Source organism: Variovorax ureilyticus (genome assembly GCF_050632185.1).
GTDB classification, from domain to species: Bacteria; Pseudomonadota; Gammaproteobacteria; order Burkholderiales; family Burkholderiaceae_C; genus Variovorax; species Variovorax ureilyticus_A.
In genome coordinates this window covers 2,556,057-2,580,236 of record NZ_CP192579.1, presented here as the reverse complement: position 1 = coordinate 2,580,236, position 24,180 = coordinate 2,556,057, and the positions used below count along the sequence as shown (strand labels likewise).

Below are 24,180 nucleotides of genomic sequence, written 5' to 3'. Positions count from 1 at the left end.
ACGCCTGCCGGAAAGGCGCGAGGCGAATCCTCCGCACGCTAGTCCCCGGCGTCGCCGACGCCCCCTGCATCTCGTCCACGCGCTGCATGTTCTCCAGCATCTTGAGCAGGTAGTGCAGCGTGTGGGTGATGTCGTTCACCGAGAAGCCCGCGAGTGCTTCCTCGTAATAGTCGTGGATCTTCGGCTGAGCCTCCTTCAGCCACACATGCCGCCCCGATGGGGTCATCGAGATCAGTCGCGAGCGGCGGTCGCGTCCGTCGGGCGCGATGCTCACGTGCCCGTCGCGCTCCATGCGGCTGAGCAGGCCCGACAGGTTCTGCCGGCTGACCATCAGGTAGCGCGCCAGATCCCCCACGCTCATCCCGCCTTCGGCCTGCTCCCGCGACAGTGCGCCGAGCACCGCCCACTGCTGCGTCGTCAGCCCCTGGGCTTCGACCGCCTTCGTCCCGGTTTTATGCAACATATTTGCACATTGATACAGACGAAAGAACACGCGATTGGCGAGTTCCATGCGTGCGGAATCCTTGTTTTCCCTATGTTCTCTCATCGCAATTCTCACAATAAAGGGCTTGCAAAGCACCGACAGTGCTGCCAATAATATGACAACACATTGACGTATTTGCAGGCGGCCATCGGCCGGACTGTTCCGACGATAGCAAGCATTCAAGCATCCAGATGACCCAAGGAGAACCGAAATGAGCAGATTCGAAGGCAAGACCGTGGTGGTGACCGGCGGTGGTGGCGGAATTGGCGGCGCGACCTGCCGCCGCTTCGCACGCGAAGGCGCGAAGGTCGCGATCTACGACCTGAATCCCGATGCGGCCGAAAAGGTCGCCGCGCAGATCCGCGAGGAAGGTGGCCAGGCGATGGCCGTTCGCTGCGACATCACCGACCGCGCGAGCGTCGATGCGGCAGTGGACGCCACGCTCGCGAAACTCGGCCCGATCGACGTGTTGGTCAACAACGCCGGCTGGGATGTGTTCAAGCCTTTCACCAAGACCGAGCCCGCGCAGTGGGACAAGCTGATCGCCATCAACCTGACCGGCGCGCTGCACATGCATCACGCGGTGCTGCCGGGCATGGTGGCGCGCAAGGTGGGGCGCATCGTCAACATCGCTTCCGACGCTGCGCGCGTGGGTTCGTCCGGCGAGGCGGTGTACGCGGCCTGCAAGGGCGGGCTGGTGGCGTTCTCGAAGACGCTCGCGCGCGAGCATGCGCGCCACAACATCACGGTCAACGTGGTCTGCCCGGGTCCGACCGACACCGCGCTGTTCGCCGACTACAAGGAAGGCGCGGGCAATCCCGAGAAGCTGATGGAAGCCTTCACCCGCTCGATCCCGCTCGGCCGCATCGGCCAGCCGGACGACCTGCCGGGCGCGATCCTCTTCTTCGCCAGCGACGACGCCGCCTTCGTCACCGGCCAGGTGCTCAGCGTCTCCGGCGGCCTGACCATGAACGGCTGACCGCCTTCCACCCCTTCATCACCGAAAGAACACCATGGAATTCGAAGACATCCTCTACGAAGTGCGCAACCACGTGGCGTGGATCACCATCAACCGGCCCGAGAAGATGAATGCCTTCCGCGGCCAGACCTGCGACGAGATCATCCGCGCGCTCAACCGCGCTGGCTACGACCGCGAGATCGGCGCGATCGTGCTGGCCGGCGCGGGCGAGAAGGCTTTCTGCACCGGCGGCGACCAATCGGCGCACGACGGCAACTACGACGGACGCGGCACCATCGGCCTGCCGATGGAAGAACTGCACGACGCCATCCGCAACGTGCCCAAGCCGGTGATCGCGCGCGTGCAGGGCTTCGCGATCGGCGGCGGCAACGTGCTGTGCACGATCTGCGACCTGACCATCTGCTCGGAGAAGGCGATCTTCGGGCAGGTCGGCCCCAAGATGGGCTCGGTCGATCCGGGCTATGGCACTGCGTTCCTCGCGCGCGTCGTCGGCGAGAAGAAGGCGCGCGAGATCTGGTATCTGAACAAGCGCTACTCGGGTCAGGAGGCGGTTGCGATGGGCCTCGCCAACATCTGCGTTGCGCCCGAGAAGCTCGACGAGACCGTGCAGGAGTGGGCCGAGACCATCTGCGAGCGCAGTCCGACCGCGATCGCCATCGCCAAGCGCAGCTTCAACATGGACACGGCCCACCAGGCCGGCATCGCGGGCATGGGCATGTATGCGCTGAAGCTCTACTACGACACCGACGAATCCCGCGAGGGCGTGGCCGCGCTCAAGGACAAGCGCAAGCCCGAGTTCCGCAAGTTCATGAAGTGAACATCCCCCTGAGGCGCTTCGCGCCTTCCCCTTCTCTCGCCTCGCTGCGCGAGGCGGAAGGGGACGCCGCCAGTGGCCCGGCGAAGCCGGTTCCACGGCGGCCCTGGTCTGCGGTTGTTTGAGTTCGAAGGCAGAAGCCGACGCTGCTGCTTCTTCAAGGAGACGAGATGAATCCCTACATCGACGAAGACCTCGCGGCGCTGGCCGAGCATGCGCGCCGCTTTGCGGCCGGCCGCGTGGCGCCGGGCTTTCTGGAGCGTGACAAGACGCGCGTGCTCGACCGCGCGCTGATGCGGGAGATGGGCGAGATGGGCTTCATCGCGCCCGAGCTGCCCGAAGAGCAGGGCGGCCAGGGCATGGGCTGCCTCGCGGCCGGGGTGATTCATGAAGAGATCGCGCGCGCCGACCTGAGCCTGAGCTACGTCAACCTGCTGGCGTCGCTCAACGGGCAGATCCTGTCGCACCACGGCCGGCCCGAAGTCGCGCGGCCGTGGCTCGAGAAACTCACGCGCGGCGAGGCGCTGTTCGCCATTGCGCTCACCGAGCCGCGCGGCGGGTCGGACGCGGCCAACCTGCGCCTGCGCGTCGAGCGCGTGGGCAGCGAATACGTCATCAACGGCGAGAAGACCTCGATCTCCGCCGCCGATCAGGCCGATGCCGCGGTGGTCTTCGGCCGCACCGGCACCATCGAATCCGGCGCACATGGCGTGACCGCGCTGCTGGTGCCGATGGACCTGCCCGGCATCACGCGCAACCGCTTCGACTGCCACGGCCAGCGCGCGATCGGGCGCGGCTCGCTCTTCTTCGAGAACGTGCGGGTGCCTGTGGATCATCGCCTCGGCGAAGAGAACAAAGGCTTCGTGCAGGTGATGCAGGGCTTCGACTTCTCGCGTGCGCTGATCGGCCTGCAGGTGCTGGCGGTGGCGCGTGTCGCGCTGGAGGAGACCTGGGAGTACGTCGCGCAGCGCGAGGCCTTCGGCAAGCCGCTGTCGGCCTTCCAGGGCGTGTCGCATCCGCTGGCCGATTTCGACACCCAGGTCGAGGCCGCGCGCCTTCTGTGCCTGCAGACGCTCTGGCTCAAGGACAAGGGCGCACCGCACACCACCGAGGCCGCGATGTGCAAGTGGTGGGCGCCCAAGCTCGCCTACGACGTGATCCACCAGTGCCTGCTGATGTTCGGCCACGGCGGCTACGACCGCGGCCCGATGGAGCAGCGTCTGCGCGACGTGCTCGGCTTCCAGATCGGCGACGGCACCGCGCAGATCATGAAGACCATCATCGCCCGCACCCGCGCCGGACGCGAAGCCGTGCCGGCCTGAGACAGCGACCTTCCTTCGATCCTTCACACCAATCACAACGAGGAGACAAAGCATGGAATTCGACGCCGTACTCATTCCGCCGCGCCGCGCGCGGATGGTCGCGCAGGGCCTCTGGCACGACCGCACCATCAACGACGACCTCGATGCCTGCGTCGCGGCCTGCCCGGACAAGGTCGCGCTCACCGCGCTGCGGGTGGAGGAGGGCGACACCTCCCGCTTCACCTACCGCGAGATGGCGCGGATGGCCGATCGCATCGCAGTGGGCCTCGCGCGGCTCGGTGTGGGGCGCGGTGACGTGGTGGCGTGCCAGTTGCCCAACTGGTGGCAGTTCACGCTGACCTACCTGGCGTGCGCGCGCATCGGCGCGGTGATGAATCCGATCATGCACATCTTCCGCGAGCGCGAGCTGTCGTTCATGCTCAGGCACGGCGCGGCCAAGGTGATGATCGTGCCGAAGCGTTTCCGGGGCTTCGACTTCGAAGCCATGCTCGCGGGCCTGCAACCGGACCTGCCTGATCTGCAGCAGGTGGTGGTGGTCGGCGGCAGCGGCGGCGGCAACAGCTTCGAGGCACTGTTGAGCGGCCCCGCGTGGGAAGAGGCCGCGGACGCGAAGGAAATCCTCACGCGCAGCCGGCCGGGCCCGGACGACGTGATGCAGCTCATCTACACCTCGGGCACCACCGGCGAGCCCAAGGGCGTGATGCACACCGCCAACACCACGATGGCGAACATCATCCCGTACGCCGAGCGGCTGCACCTGGGCAGCGACGACGTGGTGCTCATGGCCTCGCCGATGGCGCACCAGACCGGCTTCATGTATGGCCTCATGATGCCGATCATGCTCAAGGCGAGCGTGGTGCTGCAGGACATCTGGGACCCGGCGCGCGCGGTGGCGCTGATCCGTGCCGAAGGCGCGAGTTTCACGATGGCGTCGACCCCGTTCCTCACCGACCTCACGCGCGTGGTGGCCGAAGGTGGCGGTGCGGTGCCGTCGCTGCGCACTTTTCTCTGCGCGGGTGCGCCGATTCCCGGCCCGCTCGTGGAGCAGGCGCGCAGTGTGCTCGGCACCAAGATCGTCTCGGCCTGGGGCATGACCGAGAACGGCGCGGTCACGCTGATCGAACTCGACGACGATGACGAGCGCGCCTTCAATACCGACGGCCATCCGCTGCCGGGCGTGGAAATCAAGGTGGTCGACGTGGACGGCAAGGTGCTGCCGCCGGGCGAGTCGGGCGAGCTGATGCTGCGTGCGTGCTCCAACTTCGGCGGCTACCTCAAGCGGCCGCACCTCAACGGCACCGATGCCGACGACTGGTTCGACACCGGCGACATGGCGCGCATCGACGAGCGCGGCTACCTGCGCATCACCGGCCGCAGCAAGGACGTGATCATCCGCGGCGGCGAGAACGTGCCGGTGGTGGAGATCGAGGCGCTGCTGTACCGCCACCCGGCGGTGCAGATGGCGGCCATCGTCGCCTACCCGGACGAGCGCCTTGGCGAACGCGCCTGTGCGGTGGTCGTGCCGCGGCCGGGCCAGAGCATCGACCTGCCTTCGATCGTCGACTTTCTCAAGGGGCAGAAGGTGGCGCTGCAGTACATCCCCGAACGCCTCGTGGTGCGCGATGCGATGCCCGCGACCCCGTCGGGAAAGATCCAGAAGTTCAGGCTGCGCGAAATGTTGAAGGGGGACGCCGCATGACGCAAACCACCGTGGCCGAAGCGCCGGTCCTCGTCGAGACGCACGGCCGCGTCGGCCTCGTCACGCTCAACCGGCCGCGCCAGATGAACGCGCTCGACGATGCACTGATGGACGCGCTCGGCGATGCATTGCGCGCCTTCGATGCGGACGAGGCGATCGGCGCGATCCTGATCACCGGCAACGAGAAGGCCTTCGCCGCCGGGGCCGACATCGCGGCGATGGCCGACTGGAGCTACATGGACGTGGTCAAGTCGGAATTCATCACGCGCAACTGGGAGACCATCCGCACCGTGCGCAAGCCGGTGATCGCCGCGGTCGCGGGCTTCGCGATGGGCGGCGGCTGCGAGCTCGCGCTTTCGTGCGACATCGCCATCGCCGCCGAGAGCGCGAAGTTCGCGCTGCCGGAGATCAAGCTCGCGATGCTGCCCGGCGCGGGCGGCACCCAACGCCTGCCGCGCGCGATCGGCAAGGCGAAGGCGATGGACATGTGCCTGTCGGCCCGCATGCTCGACGCGGCGGAAGCCGACCGCTACGGCCTCGTCGCGCGCGTGGTGCCCGACGGGCAACTGATGTCGCAAAGCCTCGCGCTGGCCACGAAGATCGCCGCCTTCTCGCTGCCGGCGCTGATCGCGATCAAGGAATCGGTCAACCGCGCCTTCGAGGGATCGCTTTCCGAAGGCATCGGATTCGAGCGGCGGCAACTGCACGCGCGCTTCGCGAGCGACGATGCGCACGAGGGAATGAAGGCGTTCCTGGAGAAGCGCGCTCCGGCCTTCCGGCATCGCTGAGGCATGGGCGCTACGGCGCGCCCCCGGCGCTTGCACGGGCGGCGGAGGCGTCAGTGGTTCAGCCACCAACTCGTCCACCATGGCGCGCATGCGTCGCCAATGCGAACCCTCCCAGAAGACACGCCGGCACGTGTCGCAGGTGCTGAAGCGCTGGTAGCGTTCGCGCACCATCGCCGGTAAGGTCGGCGCGACCAGCGACTTGTCGATCTCGTGCAAGGGCGTGTTGCAGTCCAGGCATCGCGTGAAGGGCCGCACGCCGCGTGCAAGGTCGAGTCGGCCAAAGATCTCGCGCAACTGTTGCGCAGACCGCAACGCATGCACGTAGCAGCCATGCGTGATGCCCCGACGCTTGAGCAGCTCTCGGTCTCTCGTCAGCACGATGCGTCCTTGCACGCCGGAGATGTGCTCGATCTCTTCGTCACTGAATTGGTTGTCGTACAGGGTGTCGAACCCTGTCATGCGCAGCAGGTGCGCGAGGCCACCCAGGTGCGCGTCCGCGACGAAGCGGGTCACGCGCAATGCACGATCGCGAACGCGCACCAGCGGTGTGATGTCGAGCGCTTCGAACTGCGGAAAGACGGCGACCCGGTCGCCGTCGCGCAGCAGGCTGTCGATCGGCGCACCCGTCGGGCGCCCTCAGAGCTCTGGATTCTTGGAGAAGCTCCCGTGGGGCTGGGCCCGCATCAGCGCATGGAACTGCGCGTGCGACATCCGAAGCAGCCGCTCGTGATCGCCACCTTCCATGTAGACGACGCCATTGGTTTCGAGTTCGTCATCGACGATCGTCGGCATCCCCCATGCCATTCCGACTGGTGGTATGGCGCCGGGGTCGCAGTCATCGAACAGCTCTGCGATCCGGGCCTCGCCGGCCAGCTTCAGCCTGCGGCGACCCACAAAGCGGGAGAACTCCCCGAGCATGACCATCTTGTCGGCGGGAAGGACGGCCATCACGCAGCCGCCCTCGTCCTCGAGGATGACCGATTTGGCCAGTTGACCCGGGCTGACGTTGGCGCAGCGTGCGGTCTCCAGGCTGCTATGGCTGCGTCCGTGCGTGGAGACCTCATAGCGTGCGCCACGACGGTCGAGGTAGCTGGTCAGATGGGAGGCAATGGACATGGCAATCCTCCTTGCGCGCAAACACGGCAGGGTCGCCGTCCTGTGAGTTTGCTCCCGCCGGCTGGGGGTCGCAAGTTCGTCGTGTTCTCCGCCAGAAACGCCAGGGCGCAACGCGAGGCGAGTGCGCTATGGAATCTGCGACTTGGCCGCCTTTGCCGCAATCAGTTGAACCAGCAACTCATCGCGCTGGCGCAGCAGAACCTGGAGATCGCGTCCTTTCAGCTCGGCGTCGACACCTTGCGCAATGGGCTTGATGTAGTCGTCCGTCTCCGGATACCTGCCCAGGTCATACGCCCATTCGCGTTGCGAGGCGCCCAGGTGCTGCAACAGGTGGGTGATTCCTCCGGCCCCACCGGATGCATGCAGATTGATGAAAGGGCCGAGCAACGCCCATCGCAGACCCGGGCCGTACGAAATCGCGGTGTCGATGTCCTCGACCGAGGCGATGCCCGCCTGCACCAGCGAGATGGCTTCCTGCCAGAGCGCCACCTGCAGGCGATTCGCGATGTGGCCCTTGACCTCTTTGCGGATTCGGATGGCCTTCTTTCCCATCGAGGCATAGAGCGTCATCGCCTTCGCGATGTTGTCCTCGCTCGTCAGCTTGCCGCCCCCACCTCTACGAGCGGAATGAGGTACGGCGGATTGAACGGATGCCCCAGAACGATGCGTTCGGGGTGCGTGGCCTTGCCCTGAATCTCGCTGATCTGCAGACCCGACGAGGAGGAAGCGATGATGACGTCGGCCTCCACGGCCGATTCGATGCTCGCGATCAGCGCGTGCTTGACGTCCAGCCTTTCAGGGCCGCTCTCCTGGACGAACATGGCGCCCCGCACGGCCTGCGCAACGTCCGTGCTGAACTCCAGCCGGTCGCGCGACGCCCCTTCGGCGAGGCCGAGAGCCTCGACGGTTGGCCAGCAGTCGTCGATGGACTCGCGCAGGCGCCCCTCGGCGCCGGCGGCCGGGTCCGTCGCGGCGACGTCGAAACCCTGTGCCAGGAAGTGAGTCGCCCAGCCGGCGCCGATGACGCCAGTGCCGACGACAGCGATCTTGCGGTTCATTCGGATGCCCCTGGAGCGCCGTGTCAGCGCAGCGGACGCAGTCCGATGATTTCCCGAGCTTCCGCCGGCGTGGCGGGCTCGTACCCCATTTCGCGCACCAGCCGCACCAGGCGCTCGACGAGCTGCACGTTGGTCGCCAGCACGCCATGCTCGTAGTAGAGGTTGTCCTCCAGGCCGACGCGAACGTGTCCGCCCAGCAGCAGTGAGTTCATGGCCGCGGGCAACTGCGCAGCGCCGATCGCGCTGACATTGAGTACCGTCTTGGCGGGCAGATGGTCGACCATCGTCTGAAGCAGCTTCGGCGTGTATGGCAATGCCCCCTGGAAGGCATTGGCGCCGATGACGATGTTGATGAAGTGGGGTGCGTCGTCCAGGCCTTCGTTGAGAGAGCGCTGCACGTCCTGGACGATGTCCGCCAGTCCGAACACCTCCCACTCGGGCTTGATGCCGCGCTCTTTCATCATCGTTGCGATCTTGCGGATCCACGTGGGCGGTGTCGCGACCAGGATCTCCTTGCCACCGAAGCTGGCGATGACTGTCTGCGCATCGAGGGTGCACATCTCCACGCCTTCGCCCTGCATGCCTTTCAGGCGCTCCTCCCACTGGATCTCCCACAGCCCATTGGGCAGTTCGCGCACCATGTCGCCATTGATGCCGCCACCTGTGGAGTTGTTCAGGATGATGTCGCACTTGTCGCGGATGCGCCGGTTGATCTCCGTGTAGATCGACGGGTTGCAGGTGGCCTCGTCATCGGGCCTGCGCGCGTGCACCGCCACCAGGCTGGCGCCGGCGTTGTAGCAACGGTAGGTGTCGTCGGCGATCTCCTGCGGCTGCGTCGGCAGGTTGGGGTTCATCCTCTTGGTGGCCATGCCACCGGTCGGGGCGATGGTCACGATGACTTTGGGCTTGCTCATGGTTTGTATCCGTTGAAGTCGGGTAAGTTGATTCGGGGTGCCGCGCGCGATCAATGGCCTGTTGCGCGGTCGTCGGTGCCGACGCGCACCGCGCTCTTCGGCAAGGCGATCAGGATCGTCAGTCCGCCCGCGATGACCAGTGCGATCAAGGCGCCCAGGCCCATCTGGATGCTCCCGGTCATGTTCTTGATCCAGCCGATCACCGTCGGGCTGACAAAGCCGCCCAGAATGCCCAGCGAACTGATCACCGCGATGCCGGCGGCCGCCGCGTCGCGGCTCAGGTAGGTCGGCGGGATCGACCAGAACAGCGATCCGCCGCCGAAGATGAAGAACGCTGCGATGCAGAGCAACAGCATGACCGGTGCGAAGCTGGTGCCCAGGAAGGACGTGGCGAACAGCGCCGCGGCACCCGCGACAAGGGTGCCGCCGACATGCCAGCGACGTTCCTTGAAGCGGTCGGAGCTGCGGCTGATGACGAGCACTCCGATGGCGCCGAAGACGTAGGGCACGGCGGTGATCCAGCCGATCGCGCCGATGGACGCGATGCCCAGGTTCTTGATCATCGTCGGCAGCCAGAACGTGATCGTGTAGACGGCGCATGCGCAGCAGAAGTAGACGAAGGCCAGCACGTAGGTCTTGGGGTCCGCCAGCGCGGCGGCGAGCTTGCCGTGGTGGCCGGGCTTCTCGTCGGCCTTGTGGTCGGCATCGAGGACCGACTGCACCAGCGCCTTTTCGCTGGTGCTCAGCCAGGGCGCTTCGGCCGGCTTGTTCGGCAGCAGGCGAAAGAGCAGGAACCCGAGCAGCACGGTCGGCAGCCCTTCGATGAGGAACAGCCACTGCCAGCCGTGCATGCCGCCGAGTCCTTCCATTCCGCTCATGACCATCCCGGACAGGGGGCCGCCCAGCACGCCGGTGATCGGCATGCCGAACAGAAACAGCCCGGTCACGCGGCCGCGGCGGTGGCTCGGATACCAGTAGGTGAGATACAGGATGATGCCGGGGAAGAACCCGGCCTCGAAAAGGCCCAGCAGCAGCCGGACGGCGTAGAACTGCCAGGGCTCGGTGACGAAGGCCGTGGCCGCGGACGTGAGACCCCACAGCACCATGATGCGCAGGAACGTGAGGCGGGCGCCGATCTTCTCGAGCAGCAGGTTGCTGGGGACTTCGAACAGCAGATAGGTGAGAAAGAAGAGGCCGGCGCCCAGCCCGTAGATCGCATCGGAGAAGGCCAAGTTCTGCTTCATCTGAAGCTGCGCGTAGCCGATGTTGATCCGGTCCAGGAAGGCGAAGACGTAGGCGACCAGCACGATCGGCATCACTCGCCAGCTGATCTTGCGATAGACGTTGTCCTCCGCGGACTGGAGCGTCGTTCCGGGGATGCCCGCGACCCCTTGGGCTGCGGACGCTGCGTGATTCATTGCGTGTCTCCTGAGGTGATGGCGCGATGCCATGACCCGGATCATTCCCGGCGGCGCGCATTGCCGCAGTCGACGCGCCGACAGTTGGTATCAGGGTAAACACGGAGTGCCGTGCACCCCGCCGAAACGCCTACTGCGCCAGCTTCTGCAGGCCGGGCAGGTCCAGCACCACGATGCCCCCGTATTCGCTTTGCACGAGCCCGGCGCTCTTGAAGCGCGTCAAGGCGCTGTTGCAGCTCTGGCGCGAGACGGCCGCGAGGTTGGCGAGCTCTTCCTGCGACAGCTGAAGATGCCTTTCGCCGAGAGGGTTCAGCAACGGATGCACCATGCCCACGAGCGCGCGGGCCACCTGGTTGTCGGTGTCCAGCAGGCCGTGCGTCGCGTAGTTGCCCATGAACCAGTGCAGCCGATCATTGACCTGCTGCAGCAGGAAATCGTTGAATGACGGCCTGTTGCGGCGCAGCCAGTCGAAGGTGTCGTAGGGGATCTGTGCGACCCGGCTGTAGCGCAGCGCCACGAGATCCGCCTGGCGCGGCGCGTCGCGGATGAGCGTGCCTTCGCCGAACCAGCTGCCCACCGATTGGCCGCCCAGTGTCACGGTCCGCCCATCAGGTGCGGTAATGGCCCACTTGATCAGGCCCTCGAGAACCCCGAACCAGGCGTGCTGGTGCTCGCCGTGATGACTCAGCGAATCGCCGAGCGCCACGGCGCGTTCGGTTGCGTCGTTGCGAACCTGTGCTCTCGCCGCTTCGTCGAGCGCAGAGAACCACGCAGACTGCGCCAGCAACTCGTCGAGCGTGAGCGATGGGGCGCGGGGACGTTGTGATCGGGTCATTGCTGTGTCTCCTGGCACGCAGAGAAGGGTAAACCCTGATCCCGAGTGTCGATGCGCCGACTGCGGGCATTTGAGCCGGCGTGAACAATCATCATCCCATTCAAGACCGCGCCTTCAAGTCCATGAGCAAGTCCATCATCTACGGCGTCGACGTCCAGTTCGGCGACTGCGATCCGGCAGGGATCGTCTTCTTTCCCAATTTTTCCCGCTGGATGGACGCGGCTTCGCACCACTATTTCACTGCGTGTGGACTGGTGCCCTGGCGGGCCATGGCGGAACTGCCGGGATGCGTCGGTGCGCCGCTGCTCGAGATTCATACGCGGTTCCATATCGCAGCGACCTACGGCGAGCGCATCGAGATCCACAGCCGCATCGAGGAATGGCGCGGCAAGGTTTTCATCCAGGGCCATCGCGTGATGCGTGGCGACGACCTGATCTGCGAAGGGCGGGAGACCCGGGCGCTGTGCGTGCGGGACGACAGCGGCAAGCTCAAGGCGGTTCCGGTGCCGGAGTTCATTCGTTCCGCCTGTGCCTGAGCGCGGCGATCGTGCACCCTCGAACTAGGAGACTTCCATGACAGCACCGAACGGTCAACGCGTCCTGATCACTGCGGGCGCAGGGGGTATCGGCCGCGCCATCGCCATGGCGTTCGCCGCGGCGGGCGCTCGCGTGCACGCCTGCGACATCGACGCTGCGGCGCTGGATGACCTGCGTGCGCAGACGCCGGGCGTCACCACCAGCGTGTGCGACATGGCCGATCGTCGCGCGGTCCAAGGCATGGTCGAGGAAGCCGTGGCTGCGCTGGGCGGGCTGGACGTGCTCGTGAACAACGCCGGCATCGCGGGCCCGACAGCGAGCGTCGCGGACATGGACCCGGATGCCTGGGATGCCGTTCTTCGCGTCAACCTGACCGGTACTTTCACGGTGACGCAGGCTGCCATCGCGCATCTGAAAGGGTCGGCCGCCGGGTCGATCATCGTGATGTCATCGCTGGCCGGCCGCTTCGGCTACCCGAATCGCAGTCCCTATGCCACGACCAAGTGGGGGCTGATCGGGTTCACCAAGACCTTGTCGCGCGAACTGGGCGAATTCGGCATTCGCGTCAACGCCATCCTGCCCGGCGCCGTGAACGGCCCGCGCATCCAGCGGGTTTTCGAGGGGCGTGCATCTGCCAGCGGCCGCAGCGTCGCGCAAGAGGAGGCCGCGGCGCTGGCCAACCAGTCGATCAAGCGCTTCGTCGATCCGGCCGACATCGCGGCGCTCGCCGTCTTCCTGGCCTCCGATGCAGCGCGATCGATCTCGGGGCAGATGATCCCGATCGACGGGGATTCGCAGAGCGCCTCCTGAAGCCGAACCGCCAAAAATGGCGGCGTCGAACAACGAAGCCCTTGTTCGACGCGATGCCTCTCATGCCGCCGTGCACAGCTGCCGCTCGGCCCGCCTCGCAGCACAGATGCGCCGGGAGGCCAACTCGGAGGCGGCCAAGGCGAGCAGCATCGGGACGATGCCGACGAAGCCGAGTCGGTACGGCCCGACGGCGTGAAGTCCCAGCGCGCCGATCACGCCGGCGATCGTGACGCCGACATACGTTCCCGCCGTGTTGAGCCCCAGCAGGATGGGCGCGATGCCCGGGTTGAGCGACACCATCCGATGCTGCTGGGGCACGAGAATGCCCCAGCCGGCACCGCCCCAGACCAGGATGGACAGCGCGGCGGCCCACAGATGATTGCTCGACCAGGGTAGCAACGCGAAGTCAGCCATCAGCGCCGCCAATGCACCGATCACGACCTTGCGCGTTCCCAGCGTGTCGATCAGCTTCCCGGCCATCAGGTTGGACACCGTGCCGGCGATGCCCCACAGCACCAGCAGGCCGCCCAGCAGAACCGCGTTGCCGCCGATGACGCGATCGAACGCGACGGCGAAGTACGTGTAGACCGTGAAGATGCCTGCCATCGCCAGCAGCGTGGTGGCCAGCGTCAGGACGACGCGGGTGTCGGCCAGCGGCGCCACGCGCTTGGCCAGCGAGATCGGCGGCGGCAGCGGCACGTCCGCGAGGAATGCCCAGATGCCCAGGCCCGCGATGCCCGCCAGCGCAGACACGAACACCATCGTCCAGCGCCAGTCGCCCAGGCCGCCGATGACGGCCCCCAGCGGCGATCCCAGCGCGGTCGCGGCAGACAGCCCGGCGACGACGATCGCGAGCGCGCGCCCGCGGCGCTCGGGTGGCACGATCAGCGCGGCGGAACCGGTGGCCGTGGGCGAAAACATCGCGGCTCCGACGCCCGCGACGATCCGCGTGAGCATCGCGATGGCGAAGGTCGGCGCGAGCGCCGTGCCGAGATTGGCGAGCAGGAAGACCGTCAGGCCGGCCAGCAGCATGCGCTTGCGCGGAACGCCCGCCGCGATCGCCGCGATGCTGGGTGCCAGCAGCGCGAAGGTGATCGCATAGACGGTCGTCAGCTGGCCCGCGGTGCCAACGTCGACGCCGAAGGTCCGCACCATCTCCGGCAGCACGCCGGCGATCACGTAGCTGTCCGTGCCGAGCGCGAACATGCCCAGCGCAAGGGTGAGAAGGCGCTTATCCATGATGCGGCTCCTGCGTGAAATGCGCCTTGATTTCGGCGGCGACCTGCGGCGCGTATTCGTCGAGCACGAAGTGGCCGCCATCGAGCCAGACCAGCTTGGCTTCGGGCAGGTCGCCGAGATAGGCCCGTGCGCCCGGCGGGATGAAGAAGGGGTCGTTCTTGCCCCAGACGATCAGCGTGCGCGGCTTGTGCTGGCGGAACGCGGCTTGCCACTTGGGATAGGCTGCGACGTTGGTCTTGTAGTTCTCCAACAGGTCGACCTGGTAGTCCTGCGTGCCCGGGCGATCGAGCAAGGCCTGGTCGAGCACCCAGTTGTCGGGATTGACCGCCGCGGGGTCGCGCACGCCGACCAGCCAGTGGTACTTGGTGCCCTCCGCGCCGACGAACTCGCGTGCGGGCTTCTCGGTCTCGGGCGTACGCTTCTCCCACAGCGGGCCCAGCACGGTCTTCGGCCCGTCGCCGACGCCTTCGATGTAGGCGTTGGCGTTCTGGATCACGAATCCACTCACGCGCTCGGGCTGTCGCGCGAACAGCCGGAAGCCGATCGGGCCGCCGTAGTCCTGCATGTACAGCAGGTAGCTGTCCAGCTCGAGCGCATCGACGAGGCCGGCCACATGCGCGGCGAGGTTGTCGAAGGTGTAGTCGAACTCGTCGCGTGACGGCGCGTCGGAATGGCCGAAGCCGATGTAGTCCGGTGCGACCAGGTGGAACCGGTCGGCCAGCAGCGGCATCAGGTCGCGGAACATCTGGCTGCTGGTGGGCAGGCCGTGCAACAGCAGCATCGTGGGCAGCTTCGGGTCGCCGGCCTCGCGGTAGAAGACGTTGCGGCCGTTGACGAGGGCGCTGCGGTATTGAGTGCGGATGTCCATGGTGTCCTTTCGGGTTGTGGGCGGACACGCACGCCGTGTCCATGGCCGAGATCGTCTGGCTTCGCAGGAAATCTCGGAAGCCGCTAGATTCGAGAACACCTCTCTCGAAAACTGGAAGCCAATGGATCGATTCGATGCCATGTCCGTGCTGCTCGCCGCCGTCGACACCGGCAGCCTGTCCAAGGCCAGTCGCAAGCTTGGCCTGCCGCTGGCCACCGTCAGCCGCAAGGTGGCCGACCTGGAGGCCCACCTGAAGGCGGACCTGCTGATCCGCTCGTCCAGGGGCCTCGAGCTGACTCCGTCCGGCCGGTCGTACGTGGCCGCCGCCAGGGCGATCCTGGAACAGGTCAGCGAGGCCGAGCGCACGGCCGCCGGCGAGTACACCGAGCCGCGGGGCGATCTCGTGATCACGGCGCCGATCATGTTCGGCCGGATGCACGCGCTGCCCGTGGTGACGCAGTTCCTCGCGACCTACCCCGAGGTGTCCGCCGGCCTCATGCTGACCGATCGCGTCGCTCACTTCCTCGACGACCAGGTCGACGTCGCATTGCGCATCGGTCCGCTGCCGGACAGCCGCCTGGTCGCGACGCGCCTCGGCGAAGTGCGGCACGTGGTCTGCGCCAGCCCGGCGTATCTCGCGGCCAAGGGCATCCCCGCCGAGCCGGCGGAGATCGCGCGCCACAGCGTCATCTCGTTCGAGAGCGTGTCGGCGGCGAGCGCCTGGACGTTCCAGACGAACGGCAAGGAAGCGCCGGTGTCGTTCCGCTCGCGCTTCTCCGTCAACACCATCGATGGCGCGATCGACGCGGGCCTGGCCGGCGCGGGACTGACACGCGCCGTCTCGTACCAGGTCAACGAGCACGTGCGAGCGGGACGCCTGCAGGTCGTGCTGCAGGACTTCGAGCCCGCTGCGCGACCCGTTCACCTCGTCTATGCACAGCAGAGCCGCCTGCCGCTGAAGCTGCGCGCGTTCGTGGACTTCGCGGTGCCGAGGTTGCGGGAGCAACTGCGCGCGGCGGCGCTTTGAGCTGCATGAAGCCGAGGCTCAGCGCCGATCGGTGACAGCGAGCGATCGACTCAGAAATACTTGCATGGTGACCTCGAAATCAGATGAGAGGTCCATTCAAGCGCATTGGTCTAGGCTGGTAAATGCGTGACGTTATCCTGTTATAGCGACTACCACCTACCCTGAGCACAGACCTCGCATCGTTCGGCAGCTATCTCCGCAACCGGCGTACCCGCCTGGACCCGGCGGCGTTCGGCTTCTCGACAACTCGAAGGCGCACGCCTGGCCTCAGGCGCGAAGAAGTCGCCCAGCGCGCCAACATCAGCCCGACCTGGTACACCTGGCTCGAGCAGGGGCGCGGCGGAGCGCCTTCGGCCAGCGTGCTCAACAGGCTCGCAGAAAGCCTGCTGCTCACCGAACCGGAGCGCCAGCACCTGTTCATGCTGGCGCTGGGCAGGCCGCCTGAGCTGCGCTACCGTCCGGGCGGGGGCATCACGCCGCGCCTGCAACGGGTGCTGGATGCCTTTCCCACCAGCGCTGCCATCGTGAAGACCGTCAGCTGGGACGTGGTCGCGTGGAACCGCGTCGCGGCCGTGCTGCTCACGGATTACGGCAAGCTCGCCCCGCAGGAACGGAACATTCTGCGCCTCCTCTTCTTCAGCCCGAAGGTCCAGCAGGCGCAGGAGGATTGGAGCAAGCTCGCTCGCGTGGTCGTCAGGGCGTTTCGCGCCGACGTGACCCGTGCGGGGACCAGCGAGGAGGCCTCGCGGCTCATCGATGAACTGTCGAGCGTGAGCGCCGAGTTCAGGGCCTTGTGGGCCGACACCGAAGTGGTGGGCATGAGCGAAGGGGTAAAGCGCCTGCGTCATCCCATTGCGGGCATCGTCAATCTGGAGTTCTCGAGCTTTTCGGTGGAAGGCCGTCCTGAGCTTGGCATGGTCGTATTCACCCCTGCCAGGCCGGATGACATCCGACGGGTACAGACGCTGCTATCAGGAGGATGAGCTCGTCGACACCGCTTGCCGCATGAGCGCTGCGTGACACTTTGATGAAAGACCGTGCCCGCCGGTCGTCTCAGCCAATCGTCAGGTACGTTCGCTTACGCTCGCGCGCCGCCGTGTCAGGACTGCCCGGCAGTCCCCTCATTGGTCTCCCGCTGGGAGTGACTGCAGCCCCCAAGCGTCGAGAACCCGTGAAACAGCCATCCTCCAAGTCTCCCTATGTGTGGAGCGCGATCGTCGTGCTCTGCGCTCTCGCTGCGTTCTGGGCATGGCATGCCATGCGCGCCGAGGCGCCTGCCTCCGCGCCGCGGCCGCGCCCCGAGCTCGTACGAAGTGCGAACCGCCTTTTCGTGCCGGAGAACTCTCCACTGCGCGGTCGCCTGGCCGTGGCACCGGTGGAGGAGGCGACGTCGGCGCACAGCGTGAGCCTTCCCGCGGTGGTCGAGGCAGATCCGGCAAGCACGGTCAACATCCTGGCGCCCGCGACCGGCCGTGTGGTGGCACTGAAAGTGCGCCTCGGCGACGTCGTCAAGCGCGGACAGGAACTCGCGACGATCAGTTCCTCCGACTTCGCCCAGGCCGTCGCGGATGTGCAGAAGGCGCGCGATGCGCTCGATCTGGCTCAGCATGCGCTGACGCGCGCACGCGGTGTCAACGAGGCGGGGTCGAACGCAGCCAAGGACGTGGAAGCGGCCATGAGCGCGGTGGTTCAGCAGACCGCCGAACTCCGCCGCGGCGAAGCCCGCTTGCGCAGCCTCGACGGGGGCAATGCCTCGGGCCGTTCCGGGCCGGCGCAGCTGAGCGTGACCGCTCCGGTCGGCGGCAGCGTGACGACGCTGGCGACCGCGGCGGGCGCCATCGTGAACGACGCAACGGCCACCCTGATGACGGTCTCCAACCTCGATCACGCGTGGGTCACCGTGAACGTGCCCGAAGGACTGATCGGCACGGTCACGAGCGGGCAGGATGTCTCGGTCGTGCTGGCCGCCTTTCCCCGCCAGATCTTCAGCGGAAAGATCGCGTTCGTCGGCACGGTGCTCGACGCCGACACGCGACGGATGAAGGCCCGCATCGCCTTTGCGAACCCGCAGGGGCTGTTCAAGCCCAACATGTATGCGACGGCGAGGATCGCAGTGGCGCAGGCGCCCCAGCCGCAGGTGCCGACGTCGGCGTTGGTGATGAACAACGACAACACCAGCGTCTTCGTCGAAGTCGACCCCTGGACCTTCGTGCGGCGCAGCGTGGAGCTGGGCAGCGAAGACGGCGGCCTTGTGCGCGTGCGCAGCGGCCTCGCAGCGGGCGAGCGGGTGGTCGTGCGCGGGGGCGTGCTGCTGAATGATTAACCTCATCATCACGCAGTTCTTCCGCCGCAGGCATCTGGTCTGGGCGATGTCGGTCATGCTCGTGATCTTCGGCTACTGGTCGTGGACGCAGATGACCGTCGAGGCCTATCCCGACCTCGGCGATGTGAGCGTCCAGGTCACGACGCAGGTCAATGGTCTGGCCGCCGAGGAGATCGAGCAGCAGATCACCACACCGCTCGAGCGCTCCCTGGGCAGCACGCCCGGACTGGCCTGGATCCGATCGAGCAGCACCTTCGGGCTGTCGCTGATCACGCTCACTTTCCAGGACGGCACGGACGACCATTTCGCACGCCAGCGCGTGACCGAGCGGATGGCCCAGGTGACGCTCCCCTCCGGTGCACAGCCCTCGCTCGGACCACTGGCCGGGCCCGCAGGGGAGATCTACCGCTACACGCTGGAATCCGACACCAAGAACCTGATGGAGTTGTCGGAGATACAGCGGTGGAAGGTCATTCCGGCACTGCGCCAGGTGACCGGCGTGGTGGACGTCACCAACTTCGGCGGCTTCACCAAGGAATTCCAGCTGGAGGTGGATCCCGAGAAGCTGCAATCGCGCGGGCTGGCGCTCAGCGACGTGGTCAGCGCGATCAACAACAGCAGCGCCAACGCCGGAGGTGGACGCATCGCACGGGGAGAGCAGAGCTACATCGTCCGCGGCATCGGACTGATCCATTCGCTGGATGACCTCGGCTCGGTGGTCGTGTCGCAGAGCGGCGGGACGCCGGTGCTGGTGCGCGATCTCGGTCTATTGCAATACGGGCACCAGGAACGCGGCGGCATCCTGGGCAAGAACACGAACCCCGACACCCTGGAAGGGATCGTGCTGATGCTCAAGTACGAGAACCCGTCGCGCGTGCTCGAAGGCGTGCATCGCAAGGTGAATGAACTGCAGGCCCAGCTCGCGCCGATGGGCGTGAAGATCGTGCCCTACATCGACCGCGACGATCTGGTCCACCTGACAGTGGAGAAGGTCACGCACACCGTGCTGGAGGGCATGGTCCTGGTGTCGATCGTGCTGGTGCTGTTCCTCGGCAGCCCGCGCAGCGCGCTCGTGGCTGCGGTCGCGATTCCGATGTCGCTCGTCACGGTGTTCATCGTGATGCACCTCACGCGGATGCCGGCCAACCTGTTCTCGCTGGGTGCGATCGACTTCGGCATCATCGTCGATGGCGCGATCGTCATCATGGAGGCCATCCTGCGCCGCCGCGAGGAGGAACCCGAGGCGGTCCTTTCCGAGGCCAACATCCTCGAGACGGTCAGCCCGGTGTCCGGTCCCATCTTCTTCGCGACCCTGATCATCATCACGGCGTACTTTCCGCTGTTCGCCTTCGAGCGCGCCGAGGGCAAGTTGTTCAAGCCCATGGCCATCACCGTGGGCATTGCGCTGCTCGGTGCCCTGCTTTGCGCGCTGACCCTCATCCCGAGCCTGGCCTACGTCGCGCTGCGCAAGCCGCGAAAGCCTTTCGTGAACCGGCCGCTGGTATGGCTGACGAATGCCTACCGGCGCGTGCTGCATCACCTGCTGGAAGCGCCGTCGATCGCCTACGCCCTGAGCGCGCTGGCGCTGGCGGCGGTCGCAGTGCTGGGTGCGACGGCAGGGCGCGAGTTTCTGCCCGACATGGACGAAGGCGCGCTGTGGCTGCAGGTCCAGCTGCCTTCGGGCCTGTCGCTGGACAAGGCCAGCGAGATGGCGGGCGAACTCAGGCATGTGCTGCTCGAATATCCGGAGGTTTCCTACGTCGTGACGCAGCTCGGCCGGAACGACGACGGAACCGATCCGTGGACCCCTTCGCATGTCGAGGTGCCCGTCGGACTCAAGCCCTACAGCGAATGGCCCGAAGGCGTGGACAAGGCTTCCTTCGTGCGCATGCTGAACCAGCGCTTCGCGGAGATGCCCGGCTTCTCCGTGGGCATCAGCCAGCCGATCATCGACGGCGTGAACGATGCCGTCGGTGGGGCCCACAGTCCGCTGGTGCTGCGCATCTATGGCCACGATCTGAAGGAGAGCCGGCGCATCGGCAACGAGGTCGTCGAGTTGCTCGGCCGGATCAGGGGACGGCATCGGCGTCCCTGTTCCAGGAGCCGCCGATCCCGCAAATCGTGATCACGCTCGACCGCGAGGCTGCGGCGCGCGTCGGCGTGAACGCGAATGACGTCGCCAACCTCGTGCAGACAGGCGTCGGCGGCGCTCCGGTGATCTCCGTGTATGTCGAAGACCGCACGTACAACGTGGGCGTGAGGTTCCCCAGGTCGGCCAAGGCCAATCCCGAGGCCCTCGGCGCCTTGCTGCTCAACGGCGCGGGTGGCGCGAAGATCCCGTTGTCGCAGGTCGCCGCCATCAGGCTGCAGACCGGGGAGAGCACGATCTCCCACGAGATGAACGAACGCCAGATCACGGTGCGCATCGACAACCGCGACCGTGACCTGGCCTCCTACCTTGCCGAAGCCGAGAAGCGGATCTCCGAAGAGATCAAGTTCGATCGGAACCTTTTCCGGCTGCAGTGGGCCGGCCAGTTCGAGAACCAGCAGCGCGCACAGGCGCGGCTCGCGATCTCCCTGGCGATCGTCGTGGTGATCATGGCCGTGCTGCTGTTCTTCCAGTTCGGCAATGTCCGGCAGTCGGCGCTGGTCCTGGGCGTGGTGCCGATGGCGATGCTGGGCGGCCTCATCACCGTGCACCTCGCGGGCGAAACGCTGAACGTGGCCACGGCGGTGGGGTTCATCGCGCTGTTCGGCGTCTCGATCCAGAACGGCATCATCATGGTCGCGAACTTCCGGCGCGTGCGAGGCGAGGGCCTCGAGCTCCGGGAATCCGTCCTCGAAGGGGCCAGCGAGCGCCTGCGACCCGTGCTCATGACGGCCACGGTGGCTTCCATCGGCATGTTGCCCGCGGCGCTCGCCACCGGTGTCGGCACCGACGTGCAACGCGGATTGGCCACGGTCGTGGTCGGCGGATTGTTCGTCTCCACGCTGCTGACCTTGTTCATCCTGCCCACGCTGTACTTCTCCCTCGAGCGCATCTCGGAGCGCCGGGGCTGGGGCGCCCGTCTGCGGCGCGATCGTTGAGAGCGCGATGAACACGCTGCGCATACCGTTCCTCGCAATCGTTCGCCGCTTCACGGCCGTGGCCACGCCCTTGCTGCTCGCCGCATGCGCCGTGGGCCCGGACTACGTCCGGCCCGACCTGGCGCTGCCCGATCGCTACCTGGCCCGGCCGGCATCCGGAGACCACGGCGACACGACGACAGCACCCGAAGGGAGCGACGCCAGGCCCCAGCGCCTTTCCGAGTCGACCGATATTCCCGCGCAGTGGTGGCAAGTCTTCCATTCCGAGCCGCTGGACGCCTGGGTCAGGGACAGCCTCGCGCACAACCCGAACGTCGAGGCGGCGCAGGCCGCGTTGCGCGTCGCCAACGAGAACGCGCAGGCGGAAGCCGGCGCCTTGTGGCCCGGCGTGGCGCTGAACTACTCGCCCGTACGGCAGCGCGTGGCGCAGACGCTGGCCAGTCCGGTGTCGACGAACGCCACGTACTACACCCTCCACACCGCGCAGGTGACGGTGAGCTACGTGCCCGATGTCTTCGGCGGCACGCGGCGCACCATCGAAGGCGCGCAGGCGCAAGCAGAAGAGCAGAAGTTCCAGTTGGAAGCGACCAACCTGACCCTGAGCTCCAACGTGGTGGTCGCCGCGATCAACGAAGCGTCGCTTCGCGGGCAGCGCGCTGCCACGCTGGCGATCATCGACATGCAGAAGCAGGTGCTTCAGAAATTCGTCCGGCAGCAGCAGCTCGGGCAGGCCTCCCTGGCCGATGTCGACCTGCAGAAGACCGCGCTCGCGGCCACCGAGGCCAGCTTGCCGTCGATCGACAAGCAGCTTGCGGTGCAGAGAAACCAGCTCCTGGCGCTGGCGGGCCGCTATCCGGCCGACGACGTCGATGCGCGCTTCGATCTCGAGGCGATCGGGCTGCCGGATGCGCTTCCTCTTTCGCTGCCCTCGACGCTGGTCGAGCACCGCCCCGATGTGCGCGCGGCCGAGGCGCAGATGCATGCGGCAAGCGCCGCCATCGGCGCGGCGGTGGCGGCGAGGCTTCCCAATGTGCTGCTCGGCGTCAATGCCTACGGCAGCTCGGCCTTCAGCGTGTCCCAGTTGTTCACCTCGTCGTCGGTGTTCTGGACCCTGGCCGCCAGCGTGACCCAACCAGTATTCGACGGCGGGCTCCTGAAGCACCGCGAGGCAGCGGCGCGGGCCGCCTTCGACCAGAGCACGGCTCAGTACCGCGCGACCGTGCTGGGCGCATTCCAGGATGTGGCCAATGCACTGGAGGCGATTCACGCGGACACACGCGCGCTGCAAGCCGCCATCGATGCCGAACGCGCGGCATCGAGAAGCCTGGGCCGGACCCGCGAGCAGCTGCGCTTCGGGGATGCCAGCGCGCTTTCGGTGCTGCAGGCGGAACAGGCCTGGCAGCAGGCTTCCCTCAATCTTGTCCAGGCGCGGGCCGCACGCTTGTCGGATACGGCCGCCCTGTTCGCGGCGCTCGGGGGCGGTTGGTGGAATCGGCAGGGCGAAGGCGACCGCGCCTCCACGCCTTGATGCCCTCGCACATTTCTTGGAGACACTCCAGATGAACATCATCAGACACGAGATGGGGCGCCGCTTCAGCGAAATGGTCGTCGTCGACCTGGGGACGGCGCGTCTGCTCTATCTCTCGGGGCAGGTGGCCGAGAACGCCTCGCTCGACATCACCGGCCAGTGCCCGGCAGGTTCTGAGCCGCATCGACGAGTTGCTGGCCTTGGAAGGCGCTCGCCGCGAGGACATCGTGAGCGCCACCATCTACCTGCGCACGGTCGGCGACTACGCGGCGATGAACGCGATCTGGGACGAGTGGGTGCCCGAAGGTCACTCACCGGCGCGCGCCACCGTGGGTGCCAAGCTCATCGACTCCGACTACAAGATCGAAATTCAGGTCGTTGCTGCTGCTCGTCACGCGGGCCAGGAATGAAGTCGGCGATTGCCCAACGGGTTTGGCGATCGGTCTTGCTTGCGGCACTTGGCGGGTGTAGCGTCCATGGCATCTATGACCACGCCCACGGCTGGCGTGACGCAGTCGTCGTGGAGATCGGCCGCGAGAGCGAGCTGTCGGTTCTGGCCGACCGGCATTGCCCCGGGGACGCCGCGGCCGACTCGCCCTATCTCGTCGTGCGCTTCCGTGACGGCGGTCTGCATAGCAGGTCGCTCGGGAAATCCGTGAATCCATCCGATGCGCCCTTGCGGATCGGCGACGAAGTACGCGTCAACATCTTCGATTGCGGTGCGCCTATCGGGAAACGCATCCTCGACTAAACCCCGCGCAATGAAGTAGGCTCCCAGGCCCCGTGTCCTCGGTACGCCCATGAATGGTCTCGAACTGAAGGTGCCGCCACCCGCCCTTGCCTTGGTCACGGCGCTGGCCATGTGGGCGGTCTCGCGGTTCACCTTTGCGTTTGAAGTCGATGTCTCGCTGCGCATCGCGATGGCGGTCGCGAGCGCGCTCCTTGGTGCTGTGTTCAGCGTCGCGGGCGTTGCGGCCTTTCGCCGAGCCCGGACGACGCTGAACCCGATGAATCCGGAGGCGGCCTCATCGCTGGTCACCAACGGCATCTACCGATTCACCCGCAATCCGATGTACCTCGGATTGCTCCTGGTGCTCGTCGGCTGGGCCGCGTTCCTTTGCGCGCCGTGGGGCCTCGTCGGACCGGCGGTCTTCGTGCTCTACATGAATCGCTTCCAAATCGCACCCGAGGAGAGAGTCCTCCTGTCGGCATTCGGCGAGGCGTATTCGGCTTACCGGACAAGAGTTCGCCGCTGGCTGTAGGGGTCCGGCAGAGCGGTCAAGTGCGGTCTTGCCCGCACTTTGATGCGCGTCAACGACTGTCCCTGCAGACGC

At 66.5% G+C, this 24,180-nt stretch carries 22 protein-coding genes and 4 pseudogenes; 17 read left to right on the top strand and 9 right to left on the bottom strand.

Annotated features, from left to right (window positions below):
- Window positions 1-46: 46 nt before the first annotated feature.
- Window positions 47-547 (bottom strand): annotated as a pseudogene (locus ACQ858_RS12745) (MarR family winged helix-turn-helix transcriptional regulator); the annotation flags it as partial.
- A 148-nt stretch (window positions 548-695) separates the two neighbouring features.
- Here ACQ858_RS12745 and badH point away from each other — a divergent pair.
- The 5 genes from badH to ACQ858_RS12720 all read left to right on the top strand — a co-directional run bounded on the left by badH (window position 696) and on the right by ACQ858_RS12720 (window position 6,086).
- Window positions 696-1,463 (top strand): 2-hydroxycyclohexanecarboxyl-CoA dehydrogenase, encoded by a 768-nt coding sequence (gene badH / locus ACQ858_RS12740; protein WP_431273107.1) that lies wholly within the window; start codon window positions 696-698, stop codon window positions 1,461-1,463.
- Between the two features lie 34 nt (window positions 1,464-1,497).
- A complete protein-coding gene (gene badI / locus ACQ858_RS12735) occupies window positions 1,498-2,280 on the top strand; it encodes a 2-ketocyclohexanecarboxyl-CoA hydrolase (protein WP_431273106.1) in 783 nt (260 codons plus the stop codon).
- A gap of 167 nt (window positions 2,281-2,447) precedes the next feature.
- Complete coding sequence (gene aliB / locus ACQ858_RS12730; RefSeq protein WP_431273105.1) at window positions 2,448-3,599, top strand: cyclohexanecarboxyl-CoA dehydrogenase; 1,152 nt, start codon at window positions 2,448-2,450, stop codon at window positions 3,597-3,599.
- Window positions 3,600-3,651: 52 nt separating this feature from the next.
- On the top strand, window positions 3,652-5,298 hold the full coding sequence (gene aliA, locus ACQ858_RS12725) for a cyclohexanecarboxylate-CoA ligase (protein ID WP_431273104.1): 1,647 nt from the start codon (window positions 3,652-3,654) through the stop codon (window positions 5,296-5,298).
- On the top strand, window positions 5,295-6,086 hold the full coding sequence (locus ACQ858_RS12720; protein ID WP_431273103.1) for an enoyl-CoA hydratase: 792 nt from the start codon (window positions 5,295-5,297) through the stop codon (window positions 6,084-6,086). The genes aliA and ACQ858_RS12720 overlap by 4 nt, the downstream gene beginning before the upstream one ends.
- A gap of 63 nt (window positions 6,087-6,149) precedes the next feature.
- On the opposite strand, the pseudogene ACQ858_RS12715 reads toward ACQ858_RS12720, so the two are convergent.
- From ACQ858_RS12715 to ACQ858_RS12690, 6 genes and pseudogenes are all read right to left on the bottom strand, one after another.
- A pseudogene (locus ACQ858_RS12715) lies at window positions 6,150-6,689 on the bottom strand (Mut7-C RNAse domain-containing protein); the annotation flags it as partial.
- Between the two features lie 33 nt (window positions 6,690-6,722).
- Window positions 6,723-7,202 carry an aminoacyl-tRNA deacylase gene (locus ACQ858_RS12710; RefSeq protein ID WP_431273102.1) on the bottom strand — a complete coding sequence of 160 codons (480 nt, stop codon included), beginning with the start codon at window positions 7,200-7,202 and terminating at the stop codon, window positions 6,723-6,725.
- 126 nt (window positions 7,203-7,328) lie between these two features.
- Window positions 7,329-8,260: pseudogene (locus ACQ858_RS12705) on the bottom strand (3-hydroxyacyl-CoA dehydrogenase NAD-binding domain-containing protein).
- A gap of 23 nt (window positions 8,261-8,283) precedes the next feature.
- Window positions 8,284-9,174, bottom strand: a complete 891-nt coding sequence (locus ACQ858_RS12700; protein WP_431273101.1) for a 3-keto-5-aminohexanoate cleavage protein — start codon at window positions 9,172-9,174, stop codon at window positions 8,284-8,286.
- Window positions 9,175-9,224: 50 nt separating this feature from the next.
- The gene (locus ACQ858_RS12695; protein ID WP_431273100.1) at window positions 9,225-10,592 is read right to left on the bottom strand and encodes an MFS transporter; all 1,368 of its coding nucleotides are present in this window, start codon (window positions 10,590-10,592) and stop codon (window positions 9,225-9,227) included.
- A gap of 130 nt (window positions 10,593-10,722) precedes the next feature.
- Complete coding sequence (locus ACQ858_RS12690) at window positions 10,723-11,427, bottom strand: Crp/Fnr family transcriptional regulator (RefSeq protein WP_431273099.1); 705 nt, start codon at window positions 11,425-11,427, stop codon at window positions 10,723-10,725.
- Between the two features lie 122 nt (window positions 11,428-11,549).
- Here ACQ858_RS12690 and ACQ858_RS12685 point away from each other — a divergent pair, with 122 nt between their 5' ends.
- Both ACQ858_RS12685 and ACQ858_RS12680 read left to right on the top strand, forming a co-directional pair.
- Window positions 11,550-11,963 (top strand): acyl-CoA thioesterase, encoded by a 414-nt coding sequence (locus ACQ858_RS12685; protein WP_431273098.1) that lies wholly within the window; start codon window positions 11,550-11,552, stop codon window positions 11,961-11,963.
- A gap of 37 nt (window positions 11,964-12,000) precedes the next feature.
- The gene (locus ACQ858_RS12680) at window positions 12,001-12,774 is read left to right on the top strand and encodes an SDR family oxidoreductase (protein ID WP_431273097.1); all 774 of its coding nucleotides are present in this window, start codon (window positions 12,001-12,003) and stop codon (window positions 12,772-12,774) included.
- A gap of 60 nt (window positions 12,775-12,834) precedes the next feature.
- On the opposite strand, the gene ACQ858_RS12675 is transcribed toward ACQ858_RS12680, so the two are convergent.
- Both ACQ858_RS12675 and ACQ858_RS12670 read right to left on the bottom strand, forming a co-directional pair.
- Entirely contained in the window at window positions 12,835-14,013 is a 1,179-nt protein-coding gene (locus ACQ858_RS12675; protein WP_431273096.1) for an MFS transporter, read from the bottom strand.
- On the bottom strand, window positions 14,006-14,881 hold the full coding sequence (locus ACQ858_RS12670) for an alpha/beta fold hydrolase (protein WP_431273095.1): 876 nt from the start codon (window positions 14,879-14,881) through the stop codon (window positions 14,006-14,008). Before ACQ858_RS12670 ends, ACQ858_RS12675 begins: the two co-directional genes overlap by 8 nt.
- 121 nt (window positions 14,882-15,002) lie before the next feature.
- On the opposite strand from ACQ858_RS12670, the gene ACQ858_RS12665 reads away from it, so the two are divergent.
- From ACQ858_RS12665 to ACQ858_RS12620, 10 genes and pseudogenes are all read left to right on the top strand, one after another.
- On the top strand, window positions 15,003-15,908 hold the full coding sequence (locus ACQ858_RS12665; protein WP_431273094.1) for a LysR family transcriptional regulator: 906 nt from the start codon (window positions 15,003-15,005) through the stop codon (window positions 15,906-15,908).
- A 161-nt stretch (window positions 15,909-16,069) separates the two neighbouring features.
- Window positions 16,070-16,264: pseudogene (locus ACQ858_RS12660) on the top strand (helix-turn-helix domain-containing protein); the annotation flags it as partial.
- 3 nt (window positions 16,265-16,267) lie between these two features.
- Window positions 16,268-16,891: a transcriptional regulator gene (locus ACQ858_RS12655; RefSeq protein WP_431273093.1), complete on the top strand. Its 624-nt coding sequence runs from the start codon at window positions 16,268-16,270 to the stop codon at window positions 16,889-16,891.
- 188 nt (window positions 16,892-17,079) lie between these two features.
- On the top strand, window positions 17,080-18,231 hold the full coding sequence (locus ACQ858_RS12650; protein WP_431273092.1) for an efflux RND transporter periplasmic adaptor subunit: 1,152 nt from the start codon (window positions 17,080-17,082) through the stop codon (window positions 18,229-18,231).
- Window positions 18,224-20,356: an efflux RND transporter permease subunit gene (locus tag ACQ858_RS12645; protein ID WP_431273091.1), complete on the top strand. Its 2,133-nt coding sequence runs from the start codon at window positions 18,224-18,226 to the stop codon at window positions 20,354-20,356. Before ACQ858_RS12650 ends, ACQ858_RS12645 begins: the two co-directional genes overlap by 8 nt.
- The gene (locus tag ACQ858_RS12640; protein ID WP_431273090.1) at window positions 20,353-21,318 is read left to right on the top strand and encodes an efflux RND transporter permease subunit; all 966 of its coding nucleotides are present in this window, start codon (window positions 20,353-20,355) and stop codon (window positions 21,316-21,318) included. Before ACQ858_RS12645 ends, ACQ858_RS12640 begins: the two co-directional genes overlap by 4 nt.
- Window positions 21,319-21,325: 7 nt before the next feature.
- On the top strand, window positions 21,326-22,846 hold the full coding sequence (locus tag ACQ858_RS12635) for an efflux transporter outer membrane subunit (RefSeq protein ID WP_431273089.1): 1,521 nt from the start codon (window positions 21,326-21,328) through the stop codon (window positions 22,844-22,846).
- A 191-nt stretch (window positions 22,847-23,037) separates the two neighbouring features.
- The gene (locus ACQ858_RS12630; protein ID WP_431273088.1) at window positions 23,038-23,256 is read left to right on the top strand and encodes a Rid family hydrolase; all 219 of its coding nucleotides are present in this window, start codon (window positions 23,038-23,040) and stop codon (window positions 23,254-23,256) included.
- Window positions 23,253-23,597, top strand: coding sequence for a hypothetical protein (locus ACQ858_RS12625; RefSeq protein ID WP_431273087.1), 345 nt, complete (start codon window positions 23,253-23,255; stop codon window positions 23,595-23,597). Before ACQ858_RS12630 ends, ACQ858_RS12625 begins: the two co-directional genes overlap by 4 nt.
- A 49-nt stretch (window positions 23,598-23,646) precedes the next feature.
- The gene (locus ACQ858_RS12620) at window positions 23,647-24,108 is read left to right on the top strand and encodes a methyltransferase family protein (RefSeq protein WP_431273086.1); all 462 of its coding nucleotides are present in this window, start codon (window positions 23,647-23,649) and stop codon (window positions 24,106-24,108) included.
- Window positions 24,109-24,180: the final 72 nt, after the last annotated feature.

Excerpts from the sequence above, each read along its gene's own strand:
- badH (WP_431273107.1), top strand. The coding sequence starts at position 696 with ATGAGCAGATTCGAAGGCAAGACCGTGGTGGTGACCGGCGGTGGTGGC.
- badI (WP_431273106.1), top strand. The coding sequence starts at position 1,498 with ATGGAATTCGAAGACATCCTCTACGAAGTGCGCAACCACGTGGCGTGG.
- aliB (WP_431273105.1), top strand. The coding sequence starts at position 2,448 with ATGAATCCCTACATCGACGAAGACCTCGCGGCGCTGGCCGAGCATGCG.
- aliA (WP_431273104.1), top strand. The coding sequence starts at position 3,652 with ATGGAATTCGACGCCGTACTCATTCCGCCGCGCCGCGCGCGGATGGTC.
- ACQ858_RS12720 (WP_431273103.1), top strand. The coding sequence starts at position 5,295 with ATGACGCAAACCACCGTGGCCGAAGCGCCGGTCCTCGTCGAGACGCAC.
- ACQ858_RS12710 (WP_431273102.1), bottom strand. The coding sequence starts at position 7,202 with ATGTCCATTGCCTCCCATCTGACCAGCTACCTCGACCGTCGTGGCGCA.
- ACQ858_RS12700 (WP_431273101.1), bottom strand. The coding sequence starts at position 9,174 with ATGAGCAAGCCCAAAGTCATCGTGACCATCGCCCCGACCGGTGGCATG.
- ACQ858_RS12695 (WP_431273100.1), bottom strand. The coding sequence starts at position 10,592 with ATGAATCACGCAGCGTCCGCAGCCCAAGGGGTCGCGGGCATCCCCGGA.
- ACQ858_RS12690 (WP_431273099.1), bottom strand. The coding sequence starts at position 11,427 with ATGACCCGATCACAACGTCCCCGCGCCCCATCGCTCACGCTCGACGAG.
- ACQ858_RS12685 (WP_431273098.1), top strand. The coding sequence starts at position 11,550 with ATGAGCAAGTCCATCATCTACGGCGTCGACGTCCAGTTCGGCGACTGC.
- ACQ858_RS12680 (WP_431273097.1), top strand. The coding sequence starts at position 12,001 with ATGACAGCACCGAACGGTCAACGCGTCCTGATCACTGCGGGCGCAGGG.
- ACQ858_RS12675 (WP_431273096.1), bottom strand. The coding sequence starts at position 14,013 with ATGGATAAGCGCCTTCTCACCCTTGCGCTGGGCATGTTCGCGCTCGGC.
- ACQ858_RS12670 (WP_431273095.1), bottom strand. The coding sequence starts at position 14,881 with ATGGACATCCGCACTCAATACCGCAGCGCCCTCGTCAACGGCCGCAAC.
- ACQ858_RS12665 (WP_431273094.1), top strand. The coding sequence starts at position 15,003 with ATGGATCGATTCGATGCCATGTCCGTGCTGCTCGCCGCCGTCGACACC.
- ACQ858_RS12645 (WP_431273091.1), top strand. The coding sequence starts at position 18,224 with ATGATTAACCTCATCATCACGCAGTTCTTCCGCCGCAGGCATCTGGTC.
- ACQ858_RS12635 (WP_431273089.1), top strand. The coding sequence starts at position 21,326 with ATGAACACGCTGCGCATACCGTTCCTCGCAATCGTTCGCCGCTTCACG.
- ACQ858_RS12625 (WP_431273087.1), top strand. The coding sequence starts at position 23,253 with ATGAAGTCGGCGATTGCCCAACGGGTTTGGCGATCGGTCTTGCTTGCG.
- ACQ858_RS12620 (WP_431273086.1), top strand. The coding sequence starts at position 23,647 with ATGAATGGTCTCGAACTGAAGGTGCCGCCACCCGCCCTTGCCTTGGTC.